At 70.3% G+C, this 18793-nt stretch carries 17 protein-coding genes; 12 read left to right on the forward strand and 5 right to left on the reverse strand.

The annotated features are described in order from the left end of the window. Window positions 1-216 precede the first annotated feature (216 nt). The 10 genes from ABZ348_RS05125 (at window position 217) to ABZ348_RS05170 (ending at window position 12319) form a co-directional block, all read left to right on the forward strand. Window positions 217-1956 carry an amidohydrolase gene (locus ABZ348_RS05125; protein ID WP_358929465.1) on the forward strand — a complete coding sequence of 580 codons (1740 nt, stop codon included), beginning with the start codon at window positions 217-219 and terminating at the stop codon, window positions 1954-1956. Then, complete coding sequence (locus ABZ348_RS05130; protein ID WP_358929466.1) at window positions 1953-2939, forward strand: PDR/VanB family oxidoreductase; 987 nt, start codon at window positions 1953-1955, stop codon at window positions 2937-2939. Before ABZ348_RS05125 ends, ABZ348_RS05130 begins: the two co-directional genes overlap by 4 nt. Continuing rightward, on the forward strand, window positions 2936-3574 hold the full coding sequence (locus ABZ348_RS05135; protein WP_358929468.1) for an MSMEG_1061 family FMN-dependent PPOX-type flavoprotein: 639 nt from the start codon (window positions 2936-2938) through the stop codon (window positions 3572-3574). Before ABZ348_RS05130 ends, ABZ348_RS05135 begins: the two co-directional genes overlap by 4 nt. Before the next feature lie 32 nt (window positions 3575-3606). Then, on the forward strand, window positions 3607-5280 hold the full coding sequence (locus ABZ348_RS05140) for a CocE/NonD family hydrolase (protein WP_358929470.1): 1674 nt from the start codon (window positions 3607-3609) through the stop codon (window positions 5278-5280). A 31-nt stretch (window positions 5281-5311) separates the two neighbouring features. Then, on the forward strand, window positions 5312-7018 hold the full coding sequence (locus tag ABZ348_RS05145) for an ABC transporter substrate-binding protein (RefSeq protein ID WP_358929472.1): 1707 nt from the start codon (window positions 5312-5314) through the stop codon (window positions 7016-7018). A 14-nt stretch (window positions 7019-7032) separates the two neighbouring features. Next, window positions 7033-7980, forward strand: a complete 948-nt coding sequence (locus tag ABZ348_RS05150) for an ABC transporter permease (protein ID WP_358929474.1) — start codon at window positions 7033-7035, stop codon at window positions 7978-7980. After that, window positions 7977-8903, forward strand: coding sequence for an ABC transporter permease (locus ABZ348_RS05155; RefSeq protein ID WP_358929475.1), 927 nt, complete (start codon window positions 7977-7979; stop codon window positions 8901-8903). The genes ABZ348_RS05150 and ABZ348_RS05155 overlap by 4 nt, the downstream gene beginning before the upstream one ends. After that, window positions 8900-9892: an ABC transporter ATP-binding protein gene (locus ABZ348_RS05160; protein ID WP_358929476.1), complete on the forward strand. Its 993-nt coding sequence runs from the start codon at window positions 8900-8902 to the stop codon at window positions 9890-9892. Before ABZ348_RS05155 ends, ABZ348_RS05160 begins: the two co-directional genes overlap by 4 nt. Then, window positions 9889-10704, forward strand: coding sequence for an ATP-binding cassette domain-containing protein (locus tag ABZ348_RS05165; RefSeq protein ID WP_358929477.1), 816 nt, complete (start codon window positions 9889-9891; stop codon window positions 10702-10704). The genes ABZ348_RS05160 and ABZ348_RS05165 overlap by 4 nt, the downstream gene beginning before the upstream one ends. 97 nt (window positions 10705-10801) lie before the next feature. After that, window positions 10802-12319 carry an AMP-binding protein gene (locus ABZ348_RS05170; RefSeq protein WP_358929478.1) on the forward strand — a complete coding sequence of 506 codons (1518 nt, stop codon included), beginning with the start codon at window positions 10802-10804 and terminating at the stop codon, window positions 12317-12319. 232 nt (window positions 12320-12551) lie between these two features. Here the strand turns inward: ABZ348_RS05170 and ABZ348_RS05175 are convergent, their stop codons facing one another. Further along, window positions 12552-12785, reverse strand: a complete 234-nt coding sequence (locus ABZ348_RS05175) for a hypothetical protein (RefSeq protein WP_358929479.1) — start codon at window positions 12783-12785, stop codon at window positions 12552-12554. Continuing rightward, window positions 12778-13659, reverse strand: a complete 882-nt coding sequence (gene mca / locus ABZ348_RS05180; RefSeq protein WP_358929481.1) for a mycothiol conjugate amidase Mca — start codon at window positions 13657-13659, stop codon at window positions 12778-12780. Before mca ends, ABZ348_RS05175 begins: the two co-directional genes overlap by 8 nt. A 174-nt stretch (window positions 13660-13833) precedes the next feature. On the opposite strand from mca, the gene ABZ348_RS05185 reads away from it, so the two are divergent. Together ABZ348_RS05185 and greA are read left to right on the forward strand one after the other, a co-directional pair. After that, complete coding sequence (locus ABZ348_RS05185; protein WP_358929483.1) at window positions 13834-14235, forward strand: DUF4307 domain-containing protein; 402 nt, start codon at window positions 13834-13836, stop codon at window positions 14233-14235. A 344-nt stretch (window positions 14236-14579) separates the two neighbouring features. Next, window positions 14580-15077, forward strand: a complete 498-nt coding sequence (gene greA / locus ABZ348_RS05190; RefSeq protein ID WP_358929485.1) for a transcription elongation factor GreA — start codon at window positions 14580-14582, stop codon at window positions 15075-15077. Between the two features lie 636 nt (window positions 15078-15713). On the opposite strand, the gene ABZ348_RS05195 is transcribed toward greA, so the two are convergent. The 3 genes from ABZ348_RS05195 to ABZ348_RS05205 all read right to left on the reverse strand — a co-directional run bounded on the left by ABZ348_RS05195 (window position 15714) and on the right by ABZ348_RS05205 (window position 18700). Further along, a complete protein-coding gene (locus ABZ348_RS05195; protein ID WP_358929487.1) occupies window positions 15714-16565 on the reverse strand; it encodes an ABC transporter permease in 852 nt (283 codons plus the stop codon). Beyond that, on the reverse strand, window positions 16562-17581 hold the full coding sequence (locus ABZ348_RS05200) for an ATP-binding cassette domain-containing protein (RefSeq protein ID WP_358929489.1): 1020 nt from the start codon (window positions 17579-17581) through the stop codon (window positions 16562-16564). The genes ABZ348_RS05195 and ABZ348_RS05200 overlap by 4 nt, the downstream gene beginning before the upstream one ends. Before the next feature lie 324 nt (window positions 17582-17905). Beyond that, entirely contained in the window at window positions 17906-18700 is a 795-nt protein-coding gene (locus ABZ348_RS05205; RefSeq protein WP_358929491.1) for a phosphotransferase, read from the reverse strand. Window positions 18701-18793 lie beyond the last annotated feature (93 nt).

Here is an 18793-nt window from a genome sequence, read left to right on the forward strand (position 1 = left end):
ACGTTAGACAAAGCCTTAGTCCAAGGCATTGACATGAATGGAGCGCGGGTGTTTCCTCAGACCCACCAGCCCGGCCCATCAGCCGGAGCCGCCAGCCCGGCCGGTCAACCAGACCCGCCAGCCCGGTACACCAGCCCGGCCCATCAACCAGACCACCGGCCCGATACACCCCCTCCCCGACCCGATTCGCCCCTCCCACGGAACAGGCCGAACCGCATGACCGAGACCCACGTCCAGCCCCGCCCGAGCGCCGCCCGGGGCGCCACGGCCCCGCACGGCCGGGCTGATCTGGTGTTCGTCGGCGGCCCTGTCTTCACCGGCGACGCGGCCCGCTCCTGGACGGACGCGGTCGCGGTGCGGGCGGGCCGGATCGTCGCCGTCGGCGCCCCCGCGGCCCGTACCCTGATCGGCCCGGGAACCGAGGTGGTCGAGCTGGCCGGGCGGCTCCTGGTCCCCGGCTTCGTCGACGCCCACGCCCACCCCGTCTTCGGCGGGCTGGAGCGGGCCCGCTGCGACCTCCTCGGGGCGACCGGACCCGCCGGCTGTGCCCGGCTCGTCGGCGCCTATGCGAAACGCCACCCCGAACGGCCCTGGGTGGTGGGCGGCGGTTGGTCGATGGACCACTTCCCGTCCGGCGCGCCCGACCGGGCGACGTTGGACGCGGTGGTCCCCGACCGTCCCGTCTTCCTCCTCAACCGGGACCGGCACGGGGCCTGGGTGAACAGCCGCGCCCTCCGGCTCGCGGGCGTCGACCGCCACACCCCCGACCCGCCCGACGGCAGGATCGAGCGGGCGGCGGACGGCACCCCCACCGGCACCCTCCACGAGGGCGCGGCCGATCTGGTCGCCCGGCACCTGCCCGCGATCACCGCCCACGAGTACGAACAAGCGCTCCTGGAAGGCCAACGGCACCTCCACTCCCTGGGGGTCACCGGCTGGCAGGACGCCCTGATCGGCGCCTATCTGAGCTATCCGGACCCGCTGGACGCCTATCGGAGCCTCGCCGGCTCCGGGCGGCTCACCGGCCGGGTCACGGGCGCCCTGTGGTGGGACCGGGAACGCGGCGTCGAGCAGCTGCCCGAACTCGTCGAACGCCGCGCGAACAGCCACATCGGCCGCTTCCGTGCGACCACCGTCAAGGTGATGCAGGACGGCGTCTGCGAGAACTTCACCGCCGCCCTCCTCACTCCGTACCTCCACGGCCCCGGCCATGACACGAGCCCCGGCAGCGGGCACAGCTATCTGACGCCCGCCGAACTCAACCGCGCGGTCACCGCACTCGACGGCGCCGGCTTCCAAATCCACTTCCACACCATCGGTGACCGCGCCGTACGCGAGGCCCTCGACGCCATCGAGGCCGCGGAGGACGTACGCCGCAACGCGCCCCGCTCCGACGGCGCCGGGCACGGCGGCGACAACCGACACCACCTGGCCCACATCCAACTCGTGCACCCGGACGACGTACCCCGGTTCCGGCAGTTGCGGACCACCGCCAACATGCAGCCGCTGTGGGCGGTGTGCGACGAGCAGATGTCCGAACTGACCGTTCCGTTCCTCGGGGGCGAACGAGCGGCGCGCCAGTACGTCTTCGGCGCGCTGCGGGCCTCGGGCGCCACCCTGGTCGCTGGCAGCGACTGGCCCGTCTCCAGCGCCGATCCGCTCGCCGGGATCCACGTCGCCGTCAACCGGACCATCCCGGGCACCGGCCCCGACACCCCGTTCCTGCCCGAACAGCGACTGCTGCTGGCCGACGCGCTCGCCGCCTACACCTCGGCCGGCGCCTGGATCAACCACCTCGACCAGGTCACGGGCACCATCACCCCGGGCACGTACGCCGATCTCGCCGTGCTCGACCGCAATCCGTTCGACGGTCCGGCGCACGGGATCGCCGACACCCGGGTCGACCTCACGTTCGTCGAGGGCGTCCCGGTCCATCGACGGGAGGGCGCACCGTGAGCACCCCGGCGCTCCCCGGCGCGCCAGACGAGTTGCGGCTGCGCGTGCACCAACTGCGCTGGGAGGCGGACGGCGTACTGTCACTGACACTGGCCGACCCCTCCGGCGGCCCGTTGCCGCCCTGGCAGCCCGGCGCCCATCTGCGGCTCACCCTGCCTACGGGGGTGGAACGGCACTACTCCCTCTGCGGTGATCCCGACGCCGTCGACAGCTACCGGGTGGCCGTGCTGCACGAGCCCCGCGGGCGCGGCGGCTCCGAGTACATCCACCGCTTCCTACGGCCCGGCGCGGTCATCCCGGTCGGCCCGCCCCGCAACAACTTCCCGCTGCTCCCGGCTGCCCGCTACCTCTTCGTCGCCGGCGGCATCGGCATCACCCCGATCCTGCCGATGCTGCGCGAGGCCGACCGCCGGGGCGCCCCCTGGCAGCTGTTGTACGGCGGACGGGGTCGCGCGTCGATGGCGTTCCTGGACGAAGTGGCCGGCTACGGCGACCGCGCAAGGATCTGGGCCCACGACGAGAACGGGCGGCTCCCCCTCGCCGACGCACTCGCCGACGCGGCACCCGCCCCGGGCGGGGATCCGGTGGCCGTCTACTGCTGCGGCCCCGAGGGACTGCTCGACGCCTTGGCCGAGGCGTGCAAGGGCCACGACGGTCTGCGTCCGCACACGGAACGGTTCAAGCCGCCCGCCGCTGCGGGCGCCGCGGATTCCAACTCCCCGGTTCAGGTGCGGTGCGTGCGCTCCGGGACCACCGTCGACGTCCCCGCGAACGAGAGCGTCCTCGATGCGCTGCTCGCCGCCGGCATCAAGGTCCACGGGTCCTGTCGTGAAGGCATCTGCGGCACCTGCGAGGTCACCGTGCGCGCCGGTGTCCCCGACCACCGCGACCACATCCTCGACGCGGCCGAACGGGAGACGGGCCGCTTGATGTACCCGTGCGTCTCGCGCTCCCTCACTCCCGTACTGGAGTTGGACCTGTGACCACCGCCCCGCTCGCCACCCGCCCCGGTCGGATCGACCTCGCCCGCGTACGGGAGATCGTCGGCACCCCCGAGCCGGTGATGCGCCAGAAGGTCCTCGACCGCCTCGACGACCACTGTCGACTCTTCATCGCCCACTCCCCGTTCTGCTGCGTCGCCTCCGCCGACCTCGCCGGCCGGACCGACTGCTCGCCGCGCGGCGACCATCCCGGTTTCGTCCGCGTGCTCGACGACCGGACCCTGCTGATCCCCGATCGTCCCGGCAACCAGCTCGCGGACACCTTCACCAACATCTGTGAGAACCCCGGCGTGGGACTGCTGTTCCTGGTGCCCGGTTACGCGGAGACCCTGCGGGTCAACGGGCGCGCCTACCCCACCGACGACCCCGATCTGCTGCCCATGCTGGAGTCCCGAGGCCGCCCGGCGAAGCTGGCGACCGTGGTCGAGGTCGACGAGGCGTATCTGCACTGCGCCAAGGCCGTCATCCGATCCGGCCTCTGGGACGACGAGCCGCGCGAACTCGCCGCCCAGCTTCCCTCCGGCGGCACCATCGCCGCCGCACACTTCGGCATCGCCGGACTCACCGCGGCCCTCCTCGACGACGATCTCGCCGACGACTACCGCCACAACCTGTAGCCCCTTCCGTCCGTCGCCCCGAGAGGAATCCCATGACCGTCCCGTTCCTGCGGATCGGCCCGTCACCGCTCCACGAGGGTGCCGAACAGCACCTGGTGTCCATGCGCGACGGCACCCGTCTCGCGACCGACGTCTATCTGCCCGATGCCCCGCGCAAGCACGCCGCGGTGGTGAGCCGGCTGCCGTACGACAAGGCCAGCGCCTATATGGCGGTGCACAAGATCGCACCGCTCTATCTGGAGCGCGGCTATGTCTTCGTCGCCCAGGACGTGCGCGGCAAGTTCCGCTCCGAGGGCGACACCGTGCCCTTCGTCCACGAGATCGAGGACACCTACGACACGCTCGACTGGATCGCCGCCCAGCCCTGGTCCAACGGATCGGTCGCCATGGTCGGCGACTCGTACCACGGCTACACGCAGTGGGCCGGGGCCGCGGGCGGCCATCCGGCGCTGCGGGCCATCGTCCCCCGGGTCACCAGCATGGAGATCTCCGACCTCAGCGATCTCGCGGGCAGTGGCACCGCCCAGGCGCTGTGCCTGTACTTCGCCAACTACTTCGCCCATATGTGGGTGGACCAGAACCTGTACGCGTACGAGGTGGACTGGTCCGTCCGGCCCCTGCGGGACCTGTTCGAGGACGCGTTCACCGCGATCGGGCACCGCTCCGCGGCCGTCGACAGCGTGATCTCGGGGCGTCCGCCCGTCGACCCGTTCCGCACCAGGGCACCCCTGTCCGGTCGGCCCGTGCCCGTACTGCACCGCGTGGGTTGGTTCGACAACCTCATCGACGCGTCGATGCGCGACCACACCGCACAACTCGCCGACCCCCGCTGGCGCGACCACGCCTATCTCGACGCCGACGCCTGCGACCACCACACCTACCACCTCGACCAGGCGCCCGTACCGCCCGAACTGGACCACGGGGTCCACGAGTCGGTGCTGGACGCGGTCCTGCCGCGCTACCTCGGTCGCACCCTCGACTTCCTGGACGCGTTCGTCGGCGGGCGCGGTGACCCCGGCAGCTTCCCGCGGGCCGTCTGGTACCAGGGGCACGAGGGCGAACGCACCGCGGCCAGTTGGCCGCCGCCCGGCGTCCGCGAACTGCGACTGCACCCCGCGGGCGCCTCGCTGGCCACGTCCAGCGCGGACGGCGGCACGCTGACCGAGACCGCGGAGCAACGGCCCACGGCCGTGCGCTGGACCCATGACCCGCTCGATCCCGTACCGTCCGCGGTCCGCGACCCGTGGGTGCACCTCCAGGAGTACCCCGACGAGCAGGCCCTGCACGGCCGGCCCGATGTGGCGACGTTCACCGGCCGACCGGTCGACGCGCCCCTCGACCTGGTCGGGCCGGTCACTGCCACGGTCGACATCGAGACCAGCGCCGAGGCGGGGCACCTCTTCGTCAAGCTCCACGACGTCTCCCCCGACGGCACCGCCCGCATGATCGTGCGCGGCCAGTGCCTGATCTCCGGCCGGGGACCGCAGGGCGTCCGGGTGGACCTCGGCCACACCGGCTACCGGCTGCGCGCCGGCCACCGGCTGCGCCTCCAGATCTGCGGCAGCGACTTCCCGCTGTACGCGCCGCACCCCGGCACCGACGGGGACCTGTGGCAGGCCACCAAGTTCAGCCCGGCCGAGCAGACCCTGCGCATCGGCGGCAACCGCACCCATCTGACCCTCACCGTCTCCGACGGCTCCGCATAGAAGCTCCACAGACCCCAAGGAGACATCCCTCATGAATCTCCAGATATCGCCACGCACCTCAAGACCGCCACGCACCTCAAGACCGCCACGCGCCTCAAGACCGGCGCGCACCGCGCTGATCGGTCTCGTCGCCGGTGCCCTCGCCCTCACCGCGTGCGGCGGCGGGGGCGGCAGCGCCGACGAGCCGGCCGCCTTCACCAAGGGCCGGACGGACACCCCGGCCGCCAAGGGCGACCTCGACTCCTACACCTGGTACGGCGACTACCGCGCCCCGTACAGCCTCGATCCGATTCTGAACGCGGACTACCCCGAGCAGACCGTGCTGCCCAACATCTGCGAATCGCTGCTGCGCGTCCGCAGCGACTACGCCTTGGAACCGGGGTTGGCGACCGCCTGGAAGCAACCCGATCCACAGACCCTGACCTTCACCGTGCGCGAGGGCGTCAAGTTCACCGACGGCACTCCGATGACGGTCGACGACGTCGTGTTCAGCCTCCGACGCAACATGGACCCGGCCGCGGTCTCCTCGTACAGCTCCCTGTACGCCAACGTCGCCTCGATCACCGCGGGCACCGGTACGTCGGCCCGGTCGGTCACCATCACGTTCAAGAAGCCCGACGCCGTGTTCGTCAACGTCCTGGCGACCCTGGGCGGTTCCGTCCTGAGCAAGGCGCACGCCGTGTCGCAGGGGGCGAAGCTCGGCACCCCGGCCGGCGGGGTGCTCTGCACCGGCCCCTACCGGGTCACCTCCTTCGACGGCACCAACGATCTGGCGATGGAACGCAACGACCACTACTGGGACGCGAAGGCCGTGCGCTCCAAGAAGGTCACGTTCGTCTTCCCGGCGGGTGCCAAGGCCCTGTCCAACGCGATCGCCGGCAAGTCGGTCGACGGCGGGTTCAACATCCCCTCCCAACTGGTGCCCACGCTCGGCAAGGCGAGCGGCGGGAAGCTGTGGACCGGAGCCGAGGGCAGTTCGCCGCAGAACCTCGATCTGATCGTCAGCGATCTCAAGGGCGGCCCGCTGGCCGACGCCCGGCTGCGTCAGGCGCTCTCCGCCGCCATCGACCGCGAGGGCATCGCCCGCAGCATCTTCTCCGGCGCGGCCGACCCGCTGTACGCGGTCGCAGGCCCCGGCACCTGGGGGTACGCCCGCGGCCAGTACCAGAAGGCGTACGACGACCTCACCGTGAAGAAGGACCCGGCCCGGGGCAAGGAGTTGGTCGCCGAAGCCGGTGCCACCGGCCGCAAGGTGAAACTCGCCTACCCCACCGGCATCGACCTGTACTCCAGCGTCGCCACCACCCTCCAGCAGGCGGGCAAGGCGATCGGCCTCGACCTGGAGATCGTCGGTCTGCCGCTGGCCCAGTACGGGGAGATGTTCATCGACCCCGCCGCCCGCAAGCCCTACGACGCCTTCCTCACCATGAACTACATCCAGGTGATGGAACCGGCGTTCCTGTACGGCTTCATCGCCACCCCCGACGGCCCGCAGAACTACGGCGGCTACGACGATCCGACGGTCACCGAGAAGATCCGGACGGCCTTCGGCACCACCGACGACGAGGCCAGGGCCGGTCTGCTGATCGAAGCGCAGAAGCAGTTGGCGAAGGACCTGCCCTGGATTCCGATCGTCGCCCCCCGCGCCACGGTCTACCTCAGCGACAAAGTCGCCGGCGTCCCCCTGACCTTCGCCTACATGGGCCGCCCCTGGGCCGCCTCCGTCGGCTCTCCCTGAGACGGGAGCGCACCATGATGCGATTCCTCGCCGGACGCCTCGCGGGGCTGTTCATCACCTTGTCGATATCGAGCTTCGTCGTCTTCGCGGCGCTCTACCTCGCGCCGGGCAGCCCCGAATCGGTACTCCTCGGCAACAGCACCCCGACCCCGGAGCGCCGCGCCGCGATCCGGGAACAGTACGGACTCGACGACCCGTTCATGGTGCGCTACCTGCACTGGCTCGGTGATGCCCTCCGGGGCGATCTGGGCACCTCGTTCGTGGGGAACCAGCCCGTCGCCACCCGGATCGGCGCGGTCTTCGACACCACGCTCTCCCTGGTGGCCGTCACCGCCGTACTGATCGCCGCCATCGGTCTGGGCCTCGGGCTGCTCTCGGCCCTCAAACCCGGCCGCATCGACGACCTGGTGTCCGCGGTGACCGCACTGACGGCCGGTGTCCCGGCGTTCGTCGCCGCGTCCATCGGCATCTCGGTCTTCGCGGTCCGACTGGACTGGTTCCCGGCGTACGGCGCGGGTGACCCCGGCCTCCTCGGCCGGCTGCACGCCCTCGTGCTGCCGGCGCTCTCCCTCGCCCTGATCTCGTCCGCCCTGCTGGCCCGGGTCACCCGGGCCGCCGTCCGCGCCGAACTCGACAAGGAGTACGCACAGACCGCCCGGGCGCGCGGCATCCCCCACCGGCAGGTGCTGCGCCGCCACGTACTGCCCAATGCGGCGCCGCCCGTCGTCACCGTCGGCGGGCTCCTCGTCGCCGCGCTGTTCGCCGGCACCGTGGTCGTCGAGAACGCCTTCGGCCTGCCGGGCCTCGGCTCGCTCCTCATCGGGTCCGTCAACCAGAAGGACTTCCCGACCGTGCAGGCCGTCACCCTGCTGATGGTGATCGCGTTCGTCCTCGCCAACCTCGCCGTCGATATCGCCCAACAACTCCTCGACCCCCGACTGCGGCAGAAGGGCACGGCATGACGACGACCCAGCCCCCGCCGGCAGCAGAACCGACCGCTCCGACCGCGGTTCCGGCCGTCGCACCGATCGCCGGTCGACTGCACGGCCGGTTGGGGATCGCGGGCCTGATCGCCCTCGGGTGGATCGCGCTGATGATCGCAACCGCCCTGTCGGCTCCGGTGATCGCCCCGTACGACCCCGACGCCCAGAACCTGCTCAACGTCTACGCCCCGCCCGGCGGCGACCACCTCCTCGGCACCGACGGCACCGGCCGCGACATCCTGTCCCGGCTGATCTGGGGCGCCCGCACCAGCCTGGTGGGCCCCGCCCTGGTCGTCCTGCTGAGCCTGGTGATCGGGCTGCCGCTCGCCCTGGCCGCGGCCTGGCGCGGCGGTTGGCTCGACGCGGTCGTCAGCCGCTTCCTCGACGTCGTGTTCTCGCTGCCTGCCATCCTGCTCGCGGTCCTGGCCGTCGCCGTCTTCCGCCCCGGCCCGACGCCCGCGGTCCTCGCGCTCGCCGTCGCCTATCTGCCGTACGTGGCCCGGGTCGCCCGCAGCGCGGCCCTGAGACAACGCGCCATGCCGTACGTCGCCACCCTCACCGTCCAGGGCCACAGCGGCACGGCGATCTGTCTACGCCATCTGCTGCCCAACATCAGCCCCGTGGTCGGTGCGCAGCTACCCATCGCGTTCGCCAGCGCGCTGATGGACCTGGCGGCCCTGTCCTTCCTGGGCCTGGCCGTCCAATCCCCCCAGGCCGACTGGGGCGTCCTCGTCAACGACGCCCAAGCGGTCCTCCAAGGCCACTCGTCCCAGGTCGTGTACGCCGGTGCGCTGATCGTCGCGACCGTCGTCGCGCTGATGCTCCTCGGCGACCGCCTCGGCGGCGACATCCGTCCCCGACGCACCCGCCGGGCGTCCCAGTCGACCGGGAGGACCCCGTGAACCCCCTGCTCCACCTCGACGGGGTGTCCGTGAGCATCCCCATCGACGGCGTCCCGCGCCCGGTGATCTCCGATCTCACCCTCACGATCGCCCCCGGCGAGGCGTTGGGCGTCGTCGGCGAATCGGGCTCCGGGAAGTCGATGACCGCCCGGACCGTCATGGGCCTGCTGCCCCACGGCCACACCGTGACGGGCCACGTCCGGTTCGACGGCACCGACCTGTACGGGCCGACTGCACAGGGCCGAACCGGGCGGGCCACAACCGCCGCGGCCCGCCGTCGGATCGGCATGGTGTTCCAGGACGCCAGGGCCCATCTCGACCCGCGCCAGCGCATCGGCGACTTCCTCACCGAGACCGACCGCACCGCAGCCGCCCGCAAGGCCGCCGTCGGGATGCTGGACCGGGTCGGCATCGAGGACCCGCCGCGCCGGATGCGCCAGTTCCCGCACGAGATGTCCGGCGGAATGCTCCAACGTGTCATGATCGCCTCGGTGCTCCTCGCCCGCCCCGGGCTGATCCTCGCCGACGAACCCACCACCGCCCTCGACGTCACCACCCAGTCCGAGGTCGTCTCGCTCCTCGACGAACTGCGCCGCGAGGAGGGCACCGCACTCGTCTTCATCACCCACGACCTCGATCTCGCGGCCACCTTCTGCGACCGGGTCGCCGTCCTGTACGCGGGCTGTCTCCAGGAAGTCCGCGAGGCGGACGCCCTCGTCCACGCCCCGCTCCACCCGTACACCCGCGGACTGCTCGCCGCCCGGCCCGCACCCGACTCCCGCGCCCCGCGTCTGCCCGTCGTGCCCGGCCGGCCGCTGTCCGCGTTCGAGGCCCCGCCCGGCTGCGCTTTCGCCACCCGCTGCGCCCACACCGTGGACAGGTGTCGCCGCGACCGTCCCGCGCTGACCGCCCGCCAGGACGGCTTCGTGCGCTGCGACCGACTGGCCGACATCCCCGCCGCTCCCGCATCCCGGCAGGTGACCCGATGAGCGCGCCCAGGGAACCCGTCGTCGACGTACGGGACCTGCGCAAGGTGTATCCGACCGGCACCGTGGGACCGCTGGGCCCTCCGCGGGGCGAGTTCGTCGCCGTCGCCGGGGCCACCTTCCAGGTCGCGGCCGGCGAGTGCCTCGGCATCGTGGGCGAGTCCGGCTCGGGCAAGAGCACGGTCGCCCGGATGCTCGCCGGGCTGGAACGCCCCACCGCCGGAACGATCTCCGTACTGGGCCGTGACCGCAGCAGGCCCGCCCGGCGGACCGCCGAGCGCCACCGCCGCGGCGGCCAACTCCAGATGGTCTTCCAGGACCCCTACACCTCGCTCGACCCCCGCCAGAGCGCCCGGGACACCATCGACGAGACCCTGCGGCTGCACACCCGGCTCAGCAGGGCCGAACGCGCCGACCGGGTCACCGAGATCGCCGCTTCCGTGGGCTTGGACGAACGCCAGGCCCGGGCGCTGCCCGCCGGACTGTCCGGCGGGCAGCGCCAACGGGTCGCCATCGCCCGCGCGCTTGCCGCCGACCCCCGGGTCATCGTGCTGGACGAAGCGGTCTCCGCGCTCGATGTCTCCATCCAGGCCCAGATCCTCAATCTGCTCTGCGACATCCGGGACACGACCGGTGTGGCGTACGTCTTCATCACCCACGATCTGGCGGTCGTCCGGCACCTGGCCGATCAGGTCCTGGTGCTCCGGCACGGGGAGATCGTGGAACAGGGCCCCGCCGAACGGGTCCTGGACCATCCCCGGCACCCGTACACCCGGCGGCTGCGCGAGAGCGTCCCCGGCCGGGGCACGCGATGAGCCCGCTCCCGCCGCCGTACGCGCCCGCACCGCGCGGGGAACGCCCCCGCCCGACTCCCATCCCCCGACCAGGTACGCGAGAGCGACGGAGGCACCAGTGAACGGACCCGGAGACATCCTGCGCCGGGCGGCGGCCCGGTTCGGTACGAAGACCGCACTGATCACCAGCGAGCGGACGCTCAGCTTCGGCGAACTCGACCTGCTGGCCGACCGGGTGGCAGCCGCGCTCGCCGACCGCGGCGTCGACCCGGGTCGGACGGTGTCGCTCTACGCCCAGAACCGCTGGGAGTGGATCGTGGCCCATCACGGCGCGCTACGCGCCGGGGCGATCGTCAACCCGGTCAATGTGATGCTCACCCGCGAGGAGCTCGCCTACGTCCTCCGGGACTGCGGAGCGGCGGCCGTGTTCACCTCGGTCGAACAGGCGGCGACGGTGGCCGAGCTCACCCGGGAGCTGCCGGAACTGCGAACGGTCGTGTCGTTCGGCGGCCCCGCGGACGGCGCGATCGCCTTCGACGAACTCACCTCCTTCGAGGGGCCGGCCCCGCACGTCACCGCCGATCCGGACCTGCCCTGCACGATCGGCTACACGTCCGGCACCACCGGCCACCCCAAGGGCGCGGTGCAGAGCCATCGCGCGGTGCTCCTCAACTGCGCCATGACCGCCACCATGCACGCCCGTACGGAACACGACGTGGTGGTGACCGCGCTGCCCGCGCCCCATGTGTACGGCAATGTCGTCATCAACGGCACGTTCCTCGTGGGCGGCACCGTGGTCCTCATGGAACGCTTCGCCCCCGCCGCCGCGCTCCGGCTGATCGACGAGCACCGCGCCACCCTCTTCGAGGGCGTACCGGCCATGTACGCCATGATGCTGGCCGACCCGGCGCTCGGCGGGACCGACCTGTCGTCGTTGACCCGGTGCACGGTGGGCGGCCAGACCATTCCGACGGCGACGATCAACCGCTGGGAGCAGCGCAGCGGCGCCCCGCTGATCGAGCTGTGGGGCATGACGGAGATCTCCGGCCTCGGTACGACCCACAGCCCCCACGCGCCCCCGGTGCCGGGGTCCATCGGGGTGTCGCTGCCCGGGGTGGAGGTGCGGATCGCCGACATCGACGACCCCGGCCGCAGCACCGCTCACGGGGTGCCGGGCGAACTGCTGGTCCGGGGTCCGATCGTGATGCTCGGCTACCACGGCGATCCCGAGGCGAGCGCCCGTGCGATCGACGCCGACGGCTGGCTGCGCACGGGGGACATCGCCACGATGGACGCCACCGGCCATGTCTTCATCGTCGACCGGCGGGGGGACATGGTCATCACCGGGGGCTACAACGTCTATCCGGCGGAGATCGAGCGGGTGCTGGCCGAGCATCCCGCGGTGGCGCTGGTCGCGGTCGGGCCGGTGCCCGATCCGGTGAAGGGCGAGCTGGCGTGCGCCTACGTGGTGCTGGCTCCGGGCGCACGGACCACGGAGGGGGAACTGTCGGCGTTCGCCGCGGACCGGCTGGCCGCCTACAAACGGCCGCGTCTGATCCGTTTCGTGTCCGACCTGCCGAAGACGTCCACCGGAAAGATCATGCGGCGCGCGCTGATCACCTCGTTCGACCACTGAGGACCCGCGCACTCTCGCCAGACGGCCTCCGCGACGCGCCCTCCGCAAGGCGGCCTGCGCGGGACGGTCTTCGCAACCGGAAAGAAGCACGGCTCGCCGACCACACCCGGCCAGCGCGCGGTGACCCTGCGCCACCGGCGAGCGGCATGCGCGCAGGGCTACCGCCCCCGGGCCCTCGTGGGGCTGCTCGGGGGCGGCGGGCGCCTCGGCCGGACGTCAGGCGCTCCGGAAGTCAGGCGCCGTTGGGCCGCGGAGTCCGCTCAGCCTTGGGGTCCTCGGCCTCTTCGAAGTCGACCCGCTGCATGGACCGGTTCATCGACTTCATCAGGAACCAGACACCCACGGCCAGGGCAGCGAAGACGAGGAAGCCGAGGACACCGGGGGTGACCTTGTTCTCGTCGAGCTCCTTGGCCAGGGTGGCCGCGTGCGTCATTGCGAGGTTTGCGCTTGCGCTCATATCAGGCATTGTCGCGGATGCCCGCGAAGAGGTCGTCCTCGGGGAGGGAGGTATCGACGAGAGACTTCGCCAATTCGTACTCCTCGGTCGGCCACACCTCGCGCTGGAGGTCGAGCGGTACGCGGAACCAGCCGCCGTCCGGGTCGATCTGGGTGGCGTGCGCGAGCAGCGCCTTGTCGCGGATCTCGTAGAACTCCGCGCACGGTACGTGGGTGGTCAGCGTCCGCTCCACGCGCTCGAACTCCTTCCAGCGCTCCAGCCACTCCCCGTAGGGGGACTCCAGACCGCGCGCCAGCAGTGCCTCGTGCAGCGCGACCGTACGCGGCCGGTTGAAGCCCTGGTTGTAGTAGAGCTTGAGCGGCTGCCACACCGGACCGAACTCGTCCTCCGGGAAGCGCTCGGCGTCCGTCGCCCCTTCGAAGGCCACCATCGAGATCTTGTGGGTCATGATGTGGTCGGGGTGCGGATAGCCGCCGTTCTCGTCATAGGTGGTGATCACCTGCGGGCGGAAGGAGCGGATCGACCGCACCAGGCGTCCCGCGGCACGCTCGACGTCCTCCAGGGCGAAGCAGCCCTCGGGGAGCGGAGGCAGCGGATCGCCCTCGGGGAGACCCGAATCCACGAATCCCAGCCACTCCTGGTCGACGCCGAGGATCTCGCGCGCCTCGTCCATCTCCTTCTTGCGGACCTCGTGGATGTTCTCCTCGATGTAGGAATCGCCCACGAGCTTCGGGTTGAGGATGGAGCCGCGCTCGCCTCCGGTGCAGGTCACCACCAGCACGGCCACCCCCTCGGACACATACTTGGCCATCGTGGCCGCGCCCTTGCTCGACTCGTCGTCGGGGTGGGCGTGAACGGCCATCAGCCGCAGCTGCTCAGTCAAGACTCAGTCCTCAATGACTCGTAGCGATACAAAGCAAAATAGGTCGTTCTGTCCGGCTGGGCCGGCCGCCAAGACGTCATACGGGGTGGCAGTCAGGACGTCTCAGGGGGCTTCTATAGTGACCGAATCGGGGGAGGGAAAATTCCGGCATCCCCCCGTCCTGGAGGAAAGACCATGACCGCCGTGCGCGAGGAGCTACCCGAAGGCCGTTACGGGCGCTCCGCCGACCAGCGGGCCGACCGCAAGCTCAAGGTCCTGGGCACGGTCCTGGGCGTGCTGTTCGTCGGCATGGTGGGCTGGTTCGGCTACGACTACGTCGCGGGCCAGAAGATCAGCGCCGAGGTGATCAAGTTCTCGGTGGTGTCCGATTCCGAGGTCCAGCTGCACCTGGAGATCCGCAAGGACGAATCGGCGACGGGAAGCTGCACCGTGCGCTCCCGCTCCGAGGACGGCGCCGAGGTCGGCTGGCTCGAAGTGCCGGTGCTCGCGGGCGAGACCCGGATCGACCAGGTAGTCAAGATCCGCACGACGGCCCGCGCGACCAGCGCGGAGCTGGCCCAGTGCACGGTCGGCTAAGGCCTCCCGAACAGATCGTGCCGGGGTCCGAACATACGCACCCCCGAGCCCGACACGCCGGACCCCGAAACCAACCAGGAACCACAGCAGACCCAGCTGCCCCACTGGCAACGCAGGGTCGCCCCGCCGCTGCAACCAGTGAGAAACGCCTTCCCCGCCGCTGACGAAATCTCGTCGCCGAGGGCGGGATTCCGACACTGACCTGCACAGACGCATGTCTGATGGCTTTTGTTCTCCCCCTTCCGCCACGAAATTGTTAGGGTCGTGGTTTCGCCCACCCGGGAAGGCATCATCCTTCTGGGTAGGGCGATGCTTTGTATTCCCAGTACCTACGAGGAGCACCTGTGACCCAGACCAGCGAGAACGTCACCTGGCTCACCCAGGAGGCGTACAACCAGCTCAAGGCCGAGCTGGAGTACCTGTCTGGTCCCGCGCGCACCGAGATCGCCAAGAAGATCGAGGCTGCGCGTGAGGAGGGGGACCTGCGGGAGAACGGCGGGTACCACGCGGCCAAGGAGGAGCAGGGCAAGCAGGAGCTCCGTGTGCGCCAGCTGACCCAGCTTCTCGACACCGCGAAGGTCGGCGAGGCGCCGGCCGACGACGGCATCGTGGAACCCGGCATGGTGGTGACGATCGCCTTCGACGGCGACGAGGACGACACCCTCACCTTCCTGATGGCGTCGCGCGAGTACGCGAGCTCCGACATCGAGACCTACTCCCCGCAGTCCCCCCTGGGCACGGGCGTGAACGGCAAGAAGGTCGGCGACACCGCGCAGTACGAGCTGCCGAACGGCAAGAGCGCTTCGGTGAAGATCCTGGCCGCCAAGCCCTACGGCGGCTGAGCAGCCGCCGCCCGACCGGTTCGGTTGACGGTCGGGACGCGGTTCACCGAGCCGGATGGAACATAAGGGGCCGGATCGCACCAGCGATCCGGCCCCTTTGTTCCATCCGCGTGGGCCCAGCGGACGCACGGCTGTAGGCCACGGTTTCGCCCAGGGCCCCAGATCCCCGGCATGTGGATGGGGTGGGGAGTTCCGTGTCGGCGGTGTGTGAGCCGTAGGAGGTGCCGAGCACACACCAGGGCACGACGGATAGCATCACGCATACGTGGTTCAGTTCCTCCGGGGGCTGTACGGCGCCCCTACAGGGTGATTCAGGCGTTCTGTAGGGGCGCTCACACGTTCGTCAGACGGCCCAGCTTTCGGCCGAGCGCTTCCAGGATCAGAGTCCTGTGCCACCTGGAGTGAGGCGTTGGACGAGTACCCCGTGGTCCATAGCGGCAGGATCGACCGACAGGTTCAGAACATGATGAGGTTGATCAAACCTCGTCGGAGAAACCACTCGGCTTGCGACCTCTATGAACGAGCACGATCGGTCACACACCTGTCATCACCATCGAGCTGAGGCCAGGCGCAGGCAGACAGCGGAAGGCCCCCACCAAACCCATCGTGGGGGCCTTCCGCTGGAGAGTGGTGTGGTCAGACGGCCGCCGAACGGTACTTGCGGACCGACAGGGTTCGGAAGATCACGATGATCAGGACGGACCAGATCAGCGACGCCCAGACCGGGTTCTGCATGGGCCAGGCGTCCGACTGTGAGACCCCGGGGTTGCCGAAGAGTTCGCGGCACGCCTGGACGGTGGCGCTGAAGGGGTTCCAGTCGGCGATGTGCCGCAGCCAGGGGGTCATCTGGCTGGAGTCCACGAACGCGTTCGAGATGAACGTGACGGGGAACAGCCAGATCAGCCCGCCGGAGGTGGCCGCCTCGGGCGTACGGACCGAGAGCCCGATCAGGGCGCCGATCCAGGAGAACGCGTACCCGAGCAGGAGCAGCAGACCGAAGGCGGCGAGCGCCTTGGGGATGCCCTCGTGGATGCGCCAACCCACCAGCAGGGCCACGATCACCAGCACGATGATGGTGAGGGTGGTCTGGACGAGGTCGGCGAGCGTCCGACCGGTCAGCACCGCCCCGCGCGCCATCGGCAGTGATCGGAACCGGTCGATCAGCCCCCTGTGCATGTCGTCCGCGATGCCCGCGCTCGATCCCGCAGTGGCGAAGGTGACGGTCTGCGCGAAGATGCCCGCCATCAGGAAGTTGCGGTAGTCGACAGCGCTGGTGCTGCCGCCGACGCTCACGGAACCGCCGAAGACATAGCTGAAGAGCACCACGAACATCACCGGCTGGATGAGCCCGAACAGAATGACCTCGGGAATCCTGGTCATGCGAATCAAGTTCCGTCGGGCGACGACGAGCGAGTCGCGTACGGACTGCACGATGCCGCCACGGGGCAGGGGGGCCGCCAGATCGGCGGTCTCCGTGGTGGTGGTCACTTCGTCCTCCCCTTCTGGCCTTCACGGCCGTCCTGCTGACCGGCGGCGTCCGCCTCTTCGGCTTCTTCCGCCGCGATCTCGGCGGCATGTCCGGTCAGTGAGATGAAGACGTCGTCGAGCGTGGGCCGACGCAGTCCGATGTCGTCGATCTCCACCCCGCGGGAGTCGAGGTCCCGAATGACCTCGGCGAGCAGCTTGGCGCCGCCGGAGACCGGGACCGTGAGCTTGCGGGTGTGCTCGGCGATGGCCACTTCGCCCTTGCCGAGGCCGGCGAGCACCTCACGGGCGGGGGCGATCTGATCGCGCAGATGGACGACGACCTCCACGCGCTCCCCGCCGGTGCGGGCCTTGAGCTCGTCGGCGGTGCCGCGGGCGATCACCCGACCGTGGTCGACGACGCAGATGGTGTCGGCGAGATGGTCAGCCTCTTCCAGGTACTGCGTGGTCAGCAGCAGGGTCGTCCCGCCCCTGACGAGTTCCTGGATGACCTCCCAGAGTTGCTGTCTGTTGCGGGGGTCGAGTCCGGTGGTGGGCTCGTCCATGAACATCACGGGCGGGGAGACCACGAGGGCGGCGGCCAGGTCGAGCCGGCGCCGCATACCGCCGGAGTACGTCTTGGCTGGCCGGTCGGCGGCATCGGCGAGGTTGAACCGCTCCAGCAGTACGGCCGCCCGCGCCTTGGCGTCGCGCGAACTCATCTGGTAGAGCTGGCCGACCATATGGAGGTTCTCGCGGCCGGTCAGATACTCGTCGACGGCGGCGAACTGGCCGGAGAGGCCGATGGATCGGCGGACTTCGTTGGGGTGCTTGAGGACGTCGATGCCGCTGACGACGGCCTTGCCGCTGTCCGGTTGGAGCAGGGTGGTGAGAACGCGCACGGTCGTGGTCTTGCCGGCGCCGTTGGGGCCGAGCAGTCCAAGGACCGTACCTTCGGGTACGTCGAGATCGACGCCGTCCAAGGCCCTGACCTCGCCGAAGGTCTTGACGAGCCCTTCGGCATAAATCGCGCCTGGCATATGGGGACTCCCATGGTGGCAGATGGCTCGGGGCATGGTGGTGGGGCTGCGGGCCCCACACCAGGATGCCCTGTATCAACATATTTCTACGGATGTGTCGCGCCCTTTTCGCCGCTCACGCCAGGGCGGACGACCGGAGAACCGTAACGCGATGTATCGCGACTCTCAAGGGAATTATCGCGATGCATCGCGCCTTGCTGGGACGGCTGGTCAACCCCAGGGCGGCAGGCCCCGACCAGGTCGGGCACCGCACCGTCCGGCCCCACGGGCAGCGGGGCACACGCCGCAGAACACTAGCCGCCGAACGGAGACCCTTCCGGGTATTTACCGCGGGGTGCGGAGCAGTCGACGGAAGCGGGCGTTGCACTCGGCCGCACCCCTCTCCCCGACCCGATCGCTCCAGTGCCGACAGGTGACCTCCACGAACGCAGCCACGGCCCGCGGATCCGCGGCCCGCCAACTGGGAAAGCCGGCGAGCCATCGCAGAGCCGTCTCGGGCGGCTGTCCACACTCCATGATCCGTACGGCCGTGTTCGCTGCGTCGACCCAGGCCGGCCCCAGCGCGGGCATGGCCCAGTCGATGACGGAGGCCCGCCCAGCACCATGGCCGATCATGAGGTTGTGCGGGTTGGTGTCGGTGTGGAGCAGATGCCCGCCGACCAGTAACTCCTTCTCGCCCGGCTTGAGATAGCCGACGAACCTCTCCACCAGGGGAGGGACGGGAAAGTCAGGAACGCGCAGGCTCTGCATCGTGCGCAGGGTGGCCCCGATCGCCTCCCGATCCCCCGCCGCCCCCAGATCGGCGTGCCGACCGTCGAGGTACGCGAACGCCAGGCAGTACCACCCGGCCGCCTTGACGCTGTGCCGGATGTCCGGGGCCACCCCGCGGACGGTCTCGTTGATGAGTTCTTCCCGGCACAGGGCGGAGACCTCGTCGAGATGGGATTCGTGCACGCCCTTGAGGAAGAGTCGACCGTGTCGCCGAACGTGCAGGACCAGGGCGGTTGAGCAGTTCAGCCCTTCAGGCACGGTTTCGGACCCGGTCACCTCCCCCGTACGCTCCTCGATCGCTGCGCGCAATGCCCCGGGGAGGGCATCCCAACCGACACGTTCAGACATGCTTACCTCTCGGGGTGTACGAGGCCGCCTCGCTGCGACGACCCCGTCTGCTCAGTCGTCGAGCCCTGCGTGGCACCGCACTTGCGGCACCGG

It is taken from the genome of Streptomyces sp. NPDC005963, assembly GCF_040638655.1.
GTDB lineage: Bacteria > Actinomycetota > Actinomycetes > Streptomycetales > Streptomycetaceae > Streptomyces.

Excerpts from the sequence above, each read along its gene's own strand:
- ABZ348_RS05125 (WP_358929465.1), top strand. The coding sequence starts at position 217 with ATGACCGAGACCCACGTCCAGCCCCGCCCGAGCGCCGCCCGGGGCGCC.
- ABZ348_RS05185 (WP_358929483.1), top strand. The coding sequence starts at position 13,834 with ATGACCGCCGTGCGCGAGGAGCTACCCGAAGGCCGTTACGGGCGCTCC.
- ABZ348_RS05140 (WP_358929470.1), top strand. The coding sequence starts at position 3,607 with ATGACCGTCCCGTTCCTGCGGATCGGCCCGTCACCGCTCCACGAGGGT.
- ABZ348_RS05200 (WP_358929489.1), bottom strand. The coding sequence starts at position 17,581 with ATGCCAGGCGCGATTTATGCCGAAGGGCTCGTCAAGACCTTCGGCGAG.
- ABZ348_RS05150 (WP_358929474.1), top strand. The coding sequence starts at position 7,033 with ATGATGCGATTCCTCGCCGGACGCCTCGCGGGGCTGTTCATCACCTTG.
- ABZ348_RS05205 (WP_358929491.1), bottom strand. The coding sequence starts at position 18,700 with ATGTCTGAACGTGTCGGTTGGGATGCCCTCCCCGGGGCATTGCGCGCA.
- ABZ348_RS05175 (WP_358929479.1), bottom strand. The coding sequence starts at position 12,785 with ATGCCTGATATGAGCGCAAGCGCAAACCTCGCAATGACGCACGCGGCC.
- ABZ348_RS05155 (WP_358929475.1), top strand. The coding sequence starts at position 7,977 with ATGACGACGACCCAGCCCCCGCCGGCAGCAGAACCGACCGCTCCGACC.
- ABZ348_RS05165 (WP_358929477.1), top strand. The coding sequence starts at position 9,889 with ATGAGCGCGCCCAGGGAACCCGTCGTCGACGTACGGGACCTGCGCAAG.
- ABZ348_RS05145 (WP_358929472.1), top strand. The coding sequence starts at position 5,312 with ATGAATCTCCAGATATCGCCACGCACCTCAAGACCGCCACGCACCTCA.